Genomic DNA, 15169 nt, shown 5'->3' with positions numbered 1-15169 from the left:
GTACTTTTTTATTCTGAACCTTCTAAAGCCAACGAACTAATATCTCCATTGTCGTAAATTAAATCGCTAAAAATCGACTCATAGTCTATAATCGCGCTATGGTTATAAGGTAAGTAAGCTGGTAAAAATTTAAAAACACTGTTTGAAATTTGGTGTTGACTTTGTTGTACTGAATATCTTTTCCAACTATGTAAATAAGATGAATAAAAATCTTTAAATTTATAATAAGTTCCATCTTTGCGCTTTAATGGGTTAATCTTATAATCTTGGTTATCATAAAAATTTAGCAAAGTATCCGAATTTAGTCCGTTGCGTAATTGATAAGTAATTTCAATGAATCCACTTTTTCCTTTAATGCTTCCATCGAAGCCGATACATATGTATCTACCATTAAATTTAGGTGCATTTGGTAAATTTAGTGAAACAATATCCCCTAACTCTAAGAATGGTTGGTTGGTTTGAATACTCATATCGTAGCGAATAAACGAGTTCAATTTTAGCGAATTATCTGCATGTGTATAAAGGTCATCGAAACTTGATAAATCGTTGCTACGTTCATATTTATATACGTCTCCATTAAAATTATTTAAGTTGTGAATTCTATTCACTTCACTTTGGTTGCTTAATGTTACAGAATACTTACCTACTGGAACATAGCTAACAACAAGACCTAAATTTTCTCGCTCTCACTTAGGGTTAATTACTAACTCATTTCTTCCGTCTTGGTAATATAAATGATAATCATTACCAGACGTTTTCTCTTGTTTTGATATGATGTTAAGTTGTTTTTTGTTTAAAGGTTCATCAATTGAATAATAATAATTTAATAATTCCGTTGAGTTTTCTGGTAATTTACTAAAATTTTCAACTAATCATACACTACTAATGCTATTAGATAACAAGAAATACTCCTGGTTATACTGTGTGCTAACTACATTTTCGCTCTCTAAACGATAAGTATTAAAATAATTGTCAATGTTTTCGTCCATTTGTAGGTCGGTTATTTTTAAATTCTTTCAAGTTTCGGGTGTAATTTCTACGACACTTGCTCCCTTTTGAAAATCGGCATCGCTTTTGTAATTGATTAATAAATTCCCGTTGTCTTGTGAAAAGTATAAGAAACTTCTGGTCCGCGATGCGATAACATCTTTTAAAACACTGTACGGACTTTTAGATGTCGTATCGTAGGCGGTAATGGGGTCTAAGTTGCTAAAACTTACGCTCCCGACTTTTATCTTAGCTTCATCTAATGCTCTGATGTATTTATGTAATGCACGAAATGGTGAATCATTTTCAAACGATATGTCGGCTGGACTCCGTTTTGATAATCATAATCTCGGGTCCACTATTTCTAAGCTTTTGTCTTTTATACTTCATGGTGACAGCGAATACCTACCCGATGAATTTACAATTCCCGTAAAAATCTCTTTACCATTTGAATATAAGGTAGCAATTGAAAACGTATCAATGTTATTAATATTATTATCTAAAAAATGAGTTCCCTCATCTAATAAAGTCTTGTGAATAACATTATTAATTATTATTTTAGAAAAGTTGGTAGCATGATAAGAAAAACGAATGTTGGCATCGAATGCTCAATCTCGGTCTCCATTTATCTCTAAAACTAAATCTCCGGCGAATTGCTTAATTTTCATTATGCCACTCTCCCCGAATTATTTCCGCTACGTTGTCTGACTTCCTTTCCGTATTTGTCTTCACTTACATCTACATAAACTTTGGTAACATTGGCATCTGGTTGCGGCATGTTTGGTGTTGGTCCTGCACTTATTGAATTTATTGCAATCCCGGATGCTGCTCCTATCGCTGCAATCTGTGCTAATGCTAACCCCGATAACACGGCTACAGCTGGTCAAACAAACAAACCACCCATCGCTAATGTTTTTGCAATCGCTATCCCCATATTACCAGCAATCATTGCTATCTTGTAGGCTGTAAATGCTGCAATGGCTGCTTTTAGTGCTGGACCGACTCCTCCTAATGCATTAATTAAATTACTAACAGTATTCATAAAGGCCGTTCCAATCGCCTTACGAGCGTCATCTCCTGCTTTACGAAACTCGATCATCGTTTTAATGCTTTCGGGCATCTTATCTTGTTGTGCTTGTAGCATACTTTGACCTTGTTCTAAAACATAATTCAGTCGCTGTTGTGCATCAGCTGCCGCGAGGGTGCTTTTTGTATTTGAATCTAAATAAATTCCAAGCGTTTGCAAACTGGTCGCTTTCCCAGAAGTAATAAATTGTGTGAATGCATCATTAGCTGTGTCAGCATTGTAACCAATTTTTTCAAAAGCATCCGAAATGTTAAAAAGTGACTGTTGACTTGCTTCGCTAAAGCCTTGTGAGGTTAAATTAGCCGCAAGTCGCATTTTAGCCATATACTCATCAATTGCTGAGTTAGCATAAGAAAAGATGGATGAAAAATTTACAGACTTCATCACCGACTTTATACCACTCATCGCTGTTTGAAATTGCTTAACACTTTTGTCTAATTCTTTTTGCATTTGTTTATTATCAAGTAGTAACTTAATATTTACAACAGATGTAGCCATTTAATGAGTCTCCTTTCTTATGACATTAACTTTGCAAACGTTGCTAAGGTTTCATCATTATTATTTTGTTTTAATAACTTTATTTCATTTTTATATCGCACTTGCTCTAAACTTAATTGTGCATCCGGTGTGTTTCGTAATTGTATCTTTTTGATAATTAAATTATCAGGGTGCAAATTTGAAAAGTAGTTTAAAAAAATCTTTGTTTTTAGTTTTAAAAATTCCTCAGGGTTAATTCCATAATCTCGTTTAAATGCTGCAATAATGTCCCCTAAATCATGTAAATAATCAATCAAGGGGTTAATTACTTTTTTTGCTTAGTTTGTTGCTCTGCTTGCTCTATATTAAGTCCTGCAAATGCTTGCTTATATCAAAAAGAAAAAAGTTCATTAAGCACTAAATGACCGGCATGTAGTCCATAAAACTCTCTAATATCATATAAAAATTTTGCCGGTGAACTTTGTTCATCACTTTCAATTAAACACATCAATAACTCAAAATCTGCATCAGTGTTTAAACCTGCTGAAAAACTCTCAAAATTAGAATGTTCCTCTATAAATTTTTGAAAACGCAATACTCCCTCAATGTTAGTTCTTAGTTTGACCTTTTTATTCTCTGCGTAAATAAATCAATCATCCTCTTTTGCTTTTATAATATCGTTGATGTCTAAAATCATCTTATACTCCTGTGTGTGCTTGTGTGCTGTTTGTTTTTGGGGTATTGGTTGTGGTTCATTTATTGTCTTGTGGTAAGATATCGAATTCTAATTTTTGTAGTTCATCTGCATTACCTGATGGGAAGTGATTTTTAAAGTTAATAGTAGCTTTACCACTAACAGTTACGAATTTATTAGTTTCTGCACTTATAGTATGAATTTCAAGCATAATCACCTGATTATTAACATTATGAACGTCTCCTAATAAAAGACTTAATAAATATTGATGTGCTTGGCTTGAATTATCAAAATCAATAGAAACCGATAAGGACTTAGAAAGTCCAGTAGTAATTGATGTCGATTCTCCGTTATTGTGATAATATACTTTATCTTCTTTCTTTGGTGAATAGTTTAATTTTAAGGCAGTAATGTGTTCAATTTCGCTAAATCTTGCAGCTGAAACGTTAATACTTCCATCATCGCTTATTGCTGTGTCGGGGCTTAATGCGATAAAAAGTTTATTCCCTGCATTTGTTTTAAAATTTGCCATTATTATTTTGCTCCTTTGCTTGTTATTGCTATTTCGTAATTAATTTTGTATTCTTGTGAAAGTAAATCAAAGATGGGTTGTGAAAGTAATAAATACCTGAGATTCTCTTGTTGGCTTTGTGTAAAGGTTACTCCATTTAATTTCATAAGGACGATATCAAAGCTATTAAATGTTCAGGTGTGTGCTAAAAAATTAATTAATTCCTTAACTTTTGAAAGTTGCTTAGGATGCTCGTTTCGATTTGCTCCGTATAGAATGCTAAAATTAATATACTTATAATTATCATTAAAATATACCGGTAGCGATAACGAATTTTCTAAATAAAACAATAACGCCTGATCTGGTGCATCTTTGTCGTTTTCTACTATTTGAAATCAAAACTTCGGCAGATCTTTAATTTGTTCGCTTGCTTTTTGGTATATTTCGTATGCCACATCATTCTCTGTTATTTTCATTATGCTCCGTTCTTATTTAATTCTGGTAGTAATATCTTATTAATATATTCGGCTGTTGGTTTACTACCATTACCTCAGGTTTCTTTATATGCTTTGCGCAACGCTTCTTTTTTGGTTTGTTTTTTGCTATATTTAAAGTTGATATAGTTTCCACCCTTTCCTTTTCTCCGTCCTGCGATTGCTACATAATACCCAGTGCGCTCTGCTTTGGTGGTCTCGTCTTTATTTACTCCAACAGCAATAAACTTCATCTTTGAATTCTTAGGCTGCCAAGTTCATATTTTAATAACATCTTTAAGGTGTTGTCCTTTGGTTCTAGGCCGTTTTGAAAAACTTGAATCAGGGACGGTTTGCTGAGTTTTTTGTTTAATTATTTCGCCTTTAGTTTTTAAAAAATTCATCGTCTGCGGACTACTTAAAAAAGTGTCTAGCTTTTGTCCGTATTTAGTTTTTAAACCATCAAACACATCTTTAATTTCTGCTTTTGAATACTTAACCGCTAGAATTGGTTCGTTCATTTTTAAGTTCCTGTACTTCTTGTTTTAAGGTGTTGATTTGTTCATTAATTCCCCCTAACAATTCCTGCACCATTGTTCCAAAATCTTTTTTAAACACTTCTCCTAATGACTTCACACTCACCATAACCTGCAGTGGTTTATTAATTTCGTAATCATTAACGGTATCAACATATGCTTTTAAATCTGTGAAATTTCGGTCACTAATGCTACCTTCATATCTTGCGCGGAGTTTTTGTTCTTGGACATTGAATTGGTCGTTATCTACTTCTGTAATACTAAAGACTTTTGAATCTCTAACGATAAAATCACCGTTATTAATTTGGAAGGTAGTATTTAATATCTTAATTGATAAAAATTCTAATGCTTCGCGCTCGGTTTGTGCATCAAGGTTGCTATTTGTATTTTTGATAATAGATGCATAAAACAATTTAGAATAAAATGCATAGCCTCGTTGCATTCCCCGTTCTTCCATAATCTTTTTCTTCACTAATAAAAACGGTTCTCGGTAATTTCTCGGGTTGATGTGGTTAATTCTTGCCATATGGTATCCTATCTCCTAATATTTTAAAAATCATTCGCGAATCTATTACACTATTTGCGATGTTGTTGGTGTCGGGGTTGCTAACATATAAGGCTGCTAAATGTAAGGTGGCCAGCTTCGTTTTTAAATCTCAGGATCATGGGTGTTCGTCTGGTATTCCGTTTTCGTCGGTTTCTAGTTCGTAGTATTGTTTCCATATATTCTCGCGTGCTATTTCTATATAGTCTAATAATAAGTCATCCCTGCTATCATCTGCAATTGCGAGATTTTGTTTAAGTTGCTGCAATCAATCATAAATAACTTCATTTGGTCACATAGTTTATTACCTAAAATAAAAACAAAGAAAAGAAAAGTGAAAACTCTCCCTCTCTTTAATTTTTATTACTTAACTACTACAAAACGTGAATGCACATGCGGGTCTACTAATTTAATCTCTCCGCGTGTTCTAATGTAAGTGTTGATTTGGTCTTTACTCATATCTTTATAAGGGTCGTTTTCTACTACAAATGAAAGTCCATAACTTGCTACGGCGTTTTTATCAAACAATACTGCGACCTTCTTGTTTGTTGCGATGGTGTTATCTGGGTACATTGAGGTTGTGATAATTTGTAACCCACGATATGTTTTGTTAATAGTATCATACACAGTATTAATAAACGATGCGGTGGTTGAATTAATGAAAGGTTCCTCTAATGCTGCTAAAGTTGTTGGATGCATTACAATCACAAAGTCTTTTACCTTATCATCTCCGCCTTTATCTTGTATTTCTCTAACTAACGCATCGATGTCGCTTCAGCTAAATTTTCCGGTTGCTTTAGTGGTATATTTAGCCTCTTGGGTTACTCCACCACTGTATGTTCCATTAGTTGGAACGGTTGCTGTTGCATGTGTAAAGAGTGATTCATAGAATTTTTTACGTAATGCGCGAATAATTGAATTTTTAGCATTCTGCACTTGTGCGTTTCATAACTCCGCTCCGTGTGTTAGGGCGTTATTTTGTGTAATGTATGTTGAATATCTTACGGGACTGAATTTTACTTGAAAAGTTTTCCCACCTAATGCTGTTGAATCTGCTCCTTCATTTATTGCACTAATATCGCTGTTATCTGGGACATAGACGTTCTTTACTAACTGATCTAACCCGGTAAGGTTAAACTTTGATGCAAGTTCAGTATATTCTGGGAACAATGCGTTTCAATCGGTTAAAATTCCCGGCATACTTTGTGTTTCAATTACTGCGAGTCCTTTTTCGTTAGTGGTTCCATCTAGGGCTCTTTTTTGTAGTTTCGCATAGGTTGCTGGGTGCGCTACTCTTATTTCGTTTTTATCTGCTTCGGTTAATAAGTCCAGCATCTCGTTGTTCAATTGTGCTAATTCTTGCGCTGTTGCTGTTCCTGCTTTTGCTTTGTCTCTTAACTCTTTAAAAGATAGCTGGGGTGCTTTTGGTTGTTCGTTTTGTTCTTTAACTGCTTCAAATCTCTTTTGTAGTTTTTCGTACATTTCATCACGTTGTGCTTGTTGGTTTAGCACTTGTGCTTCTAATTCTGCTATCTTTTCATTTAATGCTTGAATTTCTGTATCGTTGTTTGGTGTTGGTTGTTTTTGTTCTTGGCTTGTTTCTTGTTTCATTTTTACTCCTTGTAAATATTCTAAAATATTAATATTTTCGTTGTTGCTTGCATCGTATACTCTGCATTTATCTTGTGGATAAAACCCTTCAAAAACCGGGTCGATGCTCATTAGTTTTGCCTTGGTATAAGTTAGCTCTAATTGCAGTTCCGGATTGTCTTTTATTTTATTAACTTCTACTTCTAAGGGTTGAAAAATAAACGAATTACTTTCAATAACTCCATCGGCTATTAAATCGGCGGCTTTCTTTAAAAGCGGGTTAGCTTCATCGACGGGGATGTTTGCTATTATTTTGTTATTTTCTTTTCTTACTTGCATCGACTTGTTCTTAGTGCTTGCTAATAAATGCTCGATACTTACTTTATGATCTAAATAACTGTTTATTTCTTGTTTGCTTATCTCGGTATCAAAATCAAAACAATTCGGAGCGATTTGTTCGCGGTACTTGGTTCCATAATTTTCATAAATTGGACTTCAACTATCTAATTCAATTGTCAGCTCGATGGTTCGCTTATTTTCATTATTTGCTGTTGTTGGTTTGTTTTTGGTTATTATAATTATCGGTTTCAATATTAGCCTCCTGCTGCGTTGTTTGCTCGTCTTTATCGTCGCTTTGGTTTTCGTTATCGCTTGTTTTTGGTGGTGTTTGGTTGTTGTTGTTAATTAATGAATTTATCGGTGTCAATGCTCCGTTTGCTAATAAGTGGTCACCGTCAGGGTGTTTGTCTAGTCCGATAAGTGCGCGTATCTCGTTGGCCGTCGCGTAGCCGCTATTTATTGCACTCGTTGCAAATTCTTGGATTGCTTTTAAATCTATTGATAAAAGGTCTAAGGTACGAAACGTTATAAACTCGTCATCATTGCTTAATAATTTGTCGGTTAATTTCTCGCATATGTTAATCAGTAGCGGTTTAAGTGAATTATCTACATACGCCCGGTTTAATTCGGCGCTACTGTTATATTTGTTCGGATCATCAATTCCTAATTTAGCCGGCGGTATTCCCAAACTTGCAGCAAATTCTCGTCCGAGACTGTTTCTTGTTTGAAAGTCGATACGTGCATTTATAATTTCGGTCGCTTGACCGATGTCTCATTTCTCATCGATAACGATTCCAAAACTTCCCGACTTCTTTTGATTTTCTAACATTTCCTTTAGCGCTGTATTTGCTAATCGTCTTTGCTCAGGGTTGGTGCTTTCTTTTATTTTAATAAATAAAGATGTCGAAAGGTCGTTGGCTATCGCATTTAACATTGAAAGCTCGTTTTCGCGTATTTTGCTAATGGTGCTTTTGAATAAGGTACGAATGTTAGCAGTATCAAAACCAGGGATGATTTCATACTCGATAAATATAATCTCATCATCTAAGAAATTTATCGGGTCGTTATTATCTCGCTTGAATTGATAAAATGTCTCACCGTTGTCTTTTTGTTTTTTAGTTAGATAAGGTGGGTACACCGGTATTAATTCAATCAAGGCTCCGGTTTGGTCGCTTACTTTTAAAAGAGGTGCACTTCCATAAATTAATAAATTCCATATCAGTGACTTCTTAAATTCTCAGGGTGTTTGCTTGTCGTTTGGTTTTTTGTTTAAAATTTTCAAAAGTTGCGAATTGTTGATGTTTTCGCTGTCGTTGTCTTTGTTATATTTTGAATGTCTAAAATTTACTTTTGCTATATCATTAGCTATCATTTGCACTGCTCGCACGGCTAGTCCAAAGGTTAGAAACTCGGCCGGAGTTAATGTTTTGATAGTTTTAGCAACAATAGGGTCGCTCAAAGATATAGAAAAATTACGATACCCTATTTCCGGTATATCGTTGATGCGTTTTGGTGTAAATAAATTCTTTAAATTCTTAAAAATAGACGCCAAAGATAACTCCTTAGCTAACTATTTCATCCTTTTAAGATATTAAATCAAAAAATGCTTCCGTCGTTTTATCTGTTATATTATGTCTTCAACTTATGGTATTAAGCATCGCAATAAATGCATCGATGCGCGAATTGGTTGATAGTTTTTTAATTAAAAAAGTCTCGGTACTATTTTTAGAATGTTGCACCTCTACATTTAAAATATGTGAAAACACTAATTCGTTGTCATCTAATATATAAATTTTTTTATTTCTTAACTTAATCTCAAACTGTTGAAAGGCGGGATTTAAATATACTCCCTGCTTTACGTCCTGGACTTGTTCGTCACTAAAAACTTCATTTTTTAAGATGTTGTCTTTAACTGCAAAAAATCGTCATCGGTCGTATAATAATTTCTTAATATTGTATAAATTTTTTCATTCTCTTATTTTATCAACTACCAACGAATAATCAATCACTTTCCCTTGCGATGCTGTGAGTAGTCCCTGCTGCAATCATTGCCGGTATCGTGCTTTATCGCTTATTTCTTTCTTAGCGATTGAATCCGATGGTATAAAGGAGTGAATTTTAAAAAGGTAAATACTTTCACCATCTGCTTGCGGGATTTCTCAGTTCAAACATATAGCCGTTGTATCGCTCGTGCTTGATAAGTCGATTCCCATCAATGCATTTAATTCTTTCAGGTTGTGGTGTTGTAGATATTCCTCCACTTTGGCCTTGTTTGCTTTTTGACTCTCCATTATATCGGAGAATGAAAAGTAGGCCATTCCTGTATTAACTCAAATCCCAAGTCGCTTAATCTTAAACTCAGCCTCGGCGCTTATGTTGGTAATTTTTGATGCTTCTGCTTCTAAGTCTTGCAATGAAACGGTAACACCCAATCCCGGGTTACTCTTTTTCCATAATTTGCTATCTTTTCAATTTTCTCAATCTGCTTCATCTAATTCTGCACAAAACAAAAACACAGAAAAATTAGGATGAATGCTTTCAGGGTTTAAAATTTGCGAAATTAAAAAATTCTTATAATCTCGTTCGCGGTGAAAACACACCGACTCAATATTTGCTCCCTTAGTAGTATCATACACTATTAATTGGTTTTTCCTACTTAAATTTTTAGATGTCATCGCGCTTTCTTGCATCGTTTCGTCTTTATGTAAATGATACTCAGTTAAGATAACTAAGGATGGATTCTTCCCTTCCAATCCCGCTTTATCAAAAGGGAGCGCTTTAATTTCACCCATCTTTTTGCTAATAATTCTTACACTATTAGCTCGCTCAAAAAGTTTTTTAATTTTCTTGCTTGTCTTAATGTAACCGAGCGCAATTTTGTAAGGTATTTTCGAGCTTTCTTTATGCGGCCCACAAAAATATACTTCGGCCGCTCCGTCTTTTAAAAGTCCTAAAGATGTCGCTAATGCTATCATCGCTCAAAAACTGCTTTTCCATTGCTTACGCGCTTCGATGTCAAAGACTTCGGTCGTAATATTGCGACTCGGGTCGTTTCTATATCGTCATCCGAAAACAAATCCCGTGATAAATGCGCGAAAGTCGGTAAAGATAAACGGCTTTTTTGTTTCCGGTATGATAATATGCTTCGCAAAGTCTGCGACCTTTTGATATGCACTCGCATCATAGATAAAACCAAAGTCGGGGTCGGTTGATTGGTGATATAAAAACAAAAGATGCCTTGCGGCTTGTAATCGCACCATTTCAGAGGCGACTATCTTATTTTGATACACCTTTAACGCATACGATGTTGGCTCGTCTATTTGTTCGGTTGCTATGTTTTTAATAAACTCATTAACATTTTCTCAGAGAGAATGCTTAAAATAATTCATCGTCGTCTTCCCCTTGACTTTGACTTATAAGCTTTTTAAGTTTCTCGCGAGCGATACTTGTATAAAAATTGCCTTGCAAGTGGTTTTGTATATTTTCAAAAATTTTATTAGTTTCATTACTTTTATCAATTAAAGATCCATCACTTGCGATGCTGTAAAAGTTGGTTGAATGATTTAACTTTCAAAGTTCGTCCTGCAATTTGTCTAATCGCTTTTGCAAACTTAACAAAGTGCGAAAGCCGCTATCGGTTCATCGCTTGATATGCGAATAAAGTAATGCATCCTCAATGTTTGGTGAACTTTCTTTGAATTGTTTAAGTTTTTCGTTTTGTATTTTTTGCTCGATGCTTAGTTGTTTTTTTATTCGGTTGATACTTTCAGTTAGTGTTTGAATTTCGTGGTTGTATTTTGAAACTCGTTCGGGTTTAATTTTTTGTTCTCATTGCTGTTGTAATGAAAGTAATGAAGCTAATTTATCAAACAAACTCTCAATGGCTGATAATGTTAGTTCAGCAATTACACCATTGAAATCAATGTCGGGATTGATCGTTTTAAGTTCGTGTTTTAATGCTTCAATAAATTTTATTTTTTGGTGTTTATTTGTTTTGTTTGTCATCAGTTCCTTTTTACAGGATGAGACCTTTTACGCAGATACGCTCTAATTCTAACTCGCAACCAAAAATAAACCAAATAAAAAGTTTAAAATCTTGATGGTCCAGATTTTTCAATGATGCAAACTCATTCTTTTTCATTTTTTACTATTATCCCCCTAAAATCCCTTATTTTTCTATATTTTTATATATAAGAATATATTTAATATTAATAAATATAAAAAGTATATAAATATATATAAAAAAATAGTAAAAATTAACTTTTTGAAAAAATGATAAAAAATGAAGTCAATTATAAGTGAAAAAAACGGGGGGTCAAGTGAAAAAACGGGGGTTTTTTTGGAATCGACTCGAGTTATTTTTGAGTTCCTAATGTCTTAAATTTTTCACCTGTACCCCCCTATTTTTTCACTTAAATTAGGGGTTTGAAATGTGGAAACATACCACATTTTGTTATAAAACACAAAAAATGGAGTTTCAAAAGACCTTAAAAAAGGAGAAAGTTGAACCCCTTAAAAGTCTAATTTTCAAAATTTGAAAAAATTGCACAAATGGGGGCGCGTTGGGGTGAAAAGGAAAAATCCTATTTTTTTATCATCCCCCCTATACTTACCTAACACGAAAATTTCACAACTTTTTAAAGCTTTTTTTATTTTATTACATCTACACTCACATCTACCAACCAACTCCCCCCTATATTATATACACCAACTACCACCCCCTATTTCACAGCCAACACTACACCCACCCCCCTTTTACTTTCTTTTAATATATTCACATCATTTAAACACCTACGATAGCCCACCTAATTTATGGTATAATAATATTGTAGTAGATCTAAGTATTTACTCTAAATCACTGGTGCGAACTCATCTTTACTTGATTAAGCGATTTTGTAAATTCGCGAGGCACTGTGGATGCTTTCTTTTATAGAGAGCATTTTTTATATATCTAAACACCTAAACACCCCCTAACAGTCTTTAAATAACTTTTTTATTTTCTACTTCTTTTATTTTGCTGCGGAGTTATTAATATATAGAAAGGGGTGCAACTATGTTTAGACCTGTAACCTTTCAAAAAGTTATAGTGGCCGCTGCTTATTTATGTATGTATCACTCATTACGAGGTTGTGTGTATTTATAGGCGGCTTTTTATTGCTATTAAATAAAGAAAAACCCACATAACTTAATATGCGGGTGTAATTTTGCTACTTAGATTTAATCAATGGAAAGAAATTATGAATTGTAAAACCTTTAAGTACGAATCACTTACTTACTAAAATAAAAATAATAAAACGATTGGAGTTTTTAAAAATTTGTAATATTCGGATGAATTTTCAAAGTTAGCGCTACCATCCAATGATAAATGATAGCAAGATAATTATAACAACCCATAATTACGAGTCTACTTTTATTTTTTTATTCTTTTTTTATTTTTAAATTCTTAAAGTTATTTTTTTAACTTTTTAAAAACTTTTTTAAATTTTTTTATTTTTTTATTTGGAGTTATTTTTTTATGGAGTTAAAATTAGATTGACGAGTTAAATAAAAGGACTCATTGTTTAATGTTCAAATGTGGAAAATATACATATATATATAAGATCCTAACATAATGTTAATCAAATAAATTCAGTTATCAAGCAATTGAATATTAATCTAATAAACTCAAAATTTATAAATCTATTTTAACACTTTTAAAGATTTAGAAAAATTATCTTTAAGTTAATTCAAATTTGTATTTAATTGTGAAAAAAAGTATGTGTTTATGTTTTATAAAACATAAAACATAAAAATTTTGTATAATAAATCAATGCAAAAACCAAAAATAATTTTTATTGACTTAGATGGCACCACGATTGATGGTCCAGGCGAAAAATTTTGACAAAAAGAAATAACTGAATACACTAAAGATATAGTTCAAAAGGTTCAAAAAACAATTCCTGTAGTTGTTTCTACCGGTCGTGGTGTAAATCCTAAAACCTTAAAAATAGTTCAATCTTTAGGGTCTAATACATATATTGCTTGAAATGGTGCACAAACTGTTATAAACGGCGAAGTAGCACATTCTGCTAAAATACCTGCAGAAATTGCAAATGAATTATTTACTGAAATTAAGCGTAATAAATGTTTTGTGGTTTATAATTCAAATCCAAGAGATTATGCATATACTAAAAATCGTTTTTATCGTTTAATTATGGGTTTTGGTAAGAAAACTGCTAAAAAGTTTTCACAGTATGATCCAAATTTTGAACCTTTAAAAGCTTTAATTTGAAGTTTATCAAAAAAGAAAATTTTAAAATTAGCTAATGAATGATCTGAAAAATTTGATGGAAAATTAAATGTCTCATTAAGTGGAAGCAATAACATCATTGAGATAACTAATATCGGTATTTCTAAAGGTGATGAAGAAGTTAGACTATGCCAACTTTGAGGTATTAATCCTACTGACGCAATGCATATTGGTGATTCGATGAATGACGCGTCAGCAAAAGGTAAAGTTGGTAAATTAGTTGCAATGGCTAATTCAGTTTCAGAATTAAAAGAAATAGCCGATGAAATAACTGAATATCCATGTAATGAATCTGGACTGGCACGATATTTACATAAATTTATCGAGAAATAAATATACACCTTTAATTAAATAATTAAATAAAAAGACATAGCATCTACTATGTCTTTTTATTTGGTAACTTATTTATTAGCTTTCTTCTTTTTGATTGAACGAGCAGCAAATCAAGCACCAATTAATCCACCAATTACCGCAAGAGCAATTAATACTGAGATAACAATAATTGCAGTATTTTTTGATTTTGAAGGTTGTTGGTTTGTAGGATTTGTAGGTTTTGATTCTGGATTTTCAGGTTTATCTTTAGTAGCATCAGCATTATTTGTTGATTGTTGTGATTTAAATATTGATTTAAGTGATTCTGCTAATGTTTGAGATCTGAATTCTGAGAATTTATCATTGGTTGCATTTGATGTTTTTAGCGTATCAAATTCTTTTTGTAATTCTGCTTTTTTCTCGGGATCTTTAATCGAATCAATATCTCTTTGAACTTGATCTTTTAAAGTTTCTTTCTCAACTTTTTGATCCTTAATAGCGGTATTAATATCATTAATTGCTTTAGCTAATTTTTCGGGAGTTGTAGCTGCTTTTAATAATTCTTGGTATTGTTTTTGTATTTCTGGTGATTCTAACTGTGTTACTAATGGTTCAACATTGCTTTTAGCAGCTTCTACTTTATCGCTTGCGATAGTTAATTGATTTTGTGCAAGTTGAATTTGATTTTGTAAGTCTAAAATCTCTTCATTAGTTAAAGTATCAGATGCATTTAATTTAACCTTTGCTTTATTTATCGCATCTGAGTATGCTTGATAACTTTCGGGTGTATAAATATCATTTTTATTTGCGATTTGATTTTGAATTAATTGTTTAAAGTTATTTAATGCTTGTTGTTTTTGAGATACTGCATTGTCGGTTGATGTTTTAATTTGTTTAGTTGCGTTTTGAAGTTGTTGTATGTCTGCGTCTTTATTATTTAAAACATCTTGAAGTTGTGCTATTTGTTGTTGAACTTGTTTGACTTGATCCGGGAATTTATCACCGTTATCAAAGACAAATTGTTGTGCTGCTTTTAATTGCTCTTGAAGTGCGTCATAAGCAATTCCGGTCTCTGATTTTTGAAGTTGTTGATAATTTGCAGTAAATTGAGTATTTATTCCCACAAAATCAGCCGGTGTAGCTTGTCCTTGTTTAATTTTTTCTTTAAGTTTAGCCACTTCTTCAGTTAATTTAGCATAAGTTTCAGGTGTGTAATGTTTTGGATTTAAGTCAGTTACTTTAGCTAAATTATTTTCAGCCACTTGTTCATCGTAAGTAGAAAATGCTACATTTTGTTGTTGTGCTTTGATTTGATTTTCTAAATTAGTAA

The 15169-nt window shown here is 32.8% G+C and carries 15 protein-coding genes; 1 reads left to right on the top strand and 14 read right to left on the bottom strand.

Annotated elements, in window-relative coordinates; translation table 4 throughout:
- Window positions 1-8 precede the first annotated feature (8 nt).
- The 13 genes from BCF59_RS02435 to BCF59_RS02375 form a co-directional block, all read right to left on the bottom strand.
- On the bottom strand, window positions 9-1655 hold the full coding sequence (locus tag BCF59_RS02435; protein ID WP_134110909.1) for a hypothetical protein: 1647 nt from the start codon (window positions 1653-1655) through the stop codon (window positions 9-11).
- A complete protein-coding gene (locus BCF59_RS02430; protein ID WP_134110907.1) occupies window positions 1655-2572 on the bottom strand; it encodes a hypothetical protein in 918 nt (305 codons plus the stop codon). The genes BCF59_RS02435 and BCF59_RS02430 overlap by 1 nt, the downstream gene beginning before the upstream one ends.
- Window positions 2573-2589: 17 nt before the next feature.
- Window positions 2590-2868: a Gp15 family bacteriophage protein gene (locus BCF59_RS02425; RefSeq protein ID WP_166666791.1), complete on the bottom strand. Its 279-nt coding sequence runs from the start codon at window positions 2866-2868 to the stop codon at window positions 2590-2592.
- Between the two features lie 8 nt (window positions 2869-2876).
- Window positions 2877-3248 (bottom strand): hypothetical protein, encoded by a 372-nt coding sequence (locus tag BCF59_RS02420; protein ID WP_134110903.1) that lies wholly within the window; start codon window positions 3246-3248, stop codon window positions 2877-2879.
- 1 nt (window position 3249) lies between these two features.
- Window positions 3250-3777 (bottom strand): phage tail tube protein, encoded by a 528-nt coding sequence (locus tag BCF59_RS02415; RefSeq protein WP_208317605.1) that lies wholly within the window; start codon window positions 3775-3777, stop codon window positions 3250-3252.
- Between the two features lie 2 nt (window positions 3778-3779).
- Window positions 3780-4232, bottom strand: a complete 453-nt coding sequence (locus tag BCF59_RS02410; RefSeq protein WP_134110901.1) for a hypothetical protein — start codon at window positions 4230-4232, stop codon at window positions 3780-3782.
- Window positions 4232-4750: a hypothetical protein gene (locus BCF59_RS02405; RefSeq protein WP_134110899.1), complete on the bottom strand. Its 519-nt coding sequence runs from the start codon at window positions 4748-4750 to the stop codon at window positions 4232-4234. Before BCF59_RS02405 ends, BCF59_RS02410 begins: the two co-directional genes overlap by 1 nt.
- Window positions 4725-5291: a hypothetical protein gene (locus tag BCF59_RS02400; protein WP_134110897.1), complete on the bottom strand. Its 567-nt coding sequence runs from the start codon at window positions 5289-5291 to the stop codon at window positions 4725-4727. Before BCF59_RS02400 ends, BCF59_RS02405 begins: the two co-directional genes overlap by 26 nt.
- Window positions 5278-5607 (bottom strand): phage head-tail connector protein, encoded by a 330-nt coding sequence (locus BCF59_RS02395; RefSeq protein ID WP_134110895.1) that lies wholly within the window; start codon window positions 5605-5607, stop codon window positions 5278-5280. Before BCF59_RS02395 ends, BCF59_RS02400 begins: the two co-directional genes overlap by 14 nt.
- A gap of 65 nt (window positions 5608-5672) precedes the next feature.
- Window positions 5673-7490, bottom strand: coding sequence for a phage major capsid protein (locus BCF59_RS02390; protein ID WP_134110893.1), 1818 nt, complete (start codon window positions 7488-7490; stop codon window positions 5673-5675).
- Window positions 7441-8790 (bottom strand): phage portal protein, encoded by a 1350-nt coding sequence (locus tag BCF59_RS02385; protein ID WP_234851422.1) that lies wholly within the window; start codon window positions 8788-8790, stop codon window positions 7441-7443. The genes BCF59_RS02390 and BCF59_RS02385 overlap by 50 nt, the downstream gene beginning before the upstream one ends.
- A 31-nt stretch (window positions 8791-8821) precedes the next feature.
- A complete protein-coding gene (locus BCF59_RS02380; RefSeq protein ID WP_134110891.1) occupies window positions 8822-10627 on the bottom strand; it encodes a terminase TerL endonuclease subunit in 1806 nt (601 codons plus the stop codon).
- Complete coding sequence (locus tag BCF59_RS02375; protein WP_134110889.1) at window positions 10614-11243, bottom strand: hypothetical protein; 630 nt, start codon at window positions 11241-11243, stop codon at window positions 10614-10616. Before BCF59_RS02375 ends, BCF59_RS02380 begins: the two co-directional genes overlap by 14 nt.
- Window positions 11244-13047: 1804 nt before the next feature.
- Between BCF59_RS02375 and BCF59_RS02370 the strand changes: the two genes are divergently transcribed.
- On the top strand, window positions 13048-13860 hold the full coding sequence (locus BCF59_RS02370; protein WP_134110887.1) for a Cof-type HAD-IIB family hydrolase: 813 nt from the start codon (window positions 13048-13050) through the stop codon (window positions 13858-13860).
- Window positions 13861-13928: 68 nt separating this feature from the next.
- Here the strand turns inward: BCF59_RS02370 and BCF59_RS03665 are convergent.
- Window positions 13929-15169 (bottom strand): GumC domain-containing protein (locus tag BCF59_RS03665; protein WP_166666790.1); only part of this gene is annotated, 1241 nt, incomplete at its 5' end.

Source organism: Mycoplasmopsis mustelae, assembly GCF_004365095.1.
Lineage (GTDB): Bacteria > Bacillota_I > Bacilli_A > Mycoplasmatales > Metamycoplasmataceae > Mycoplasmopsis > Mycoplasmopsis mustelae.
The sequence above is the reverse complement of the archived record's forward strand: the minus strand, read 5'-3'. Positions and strand labels throughout refer to the sequence as shown.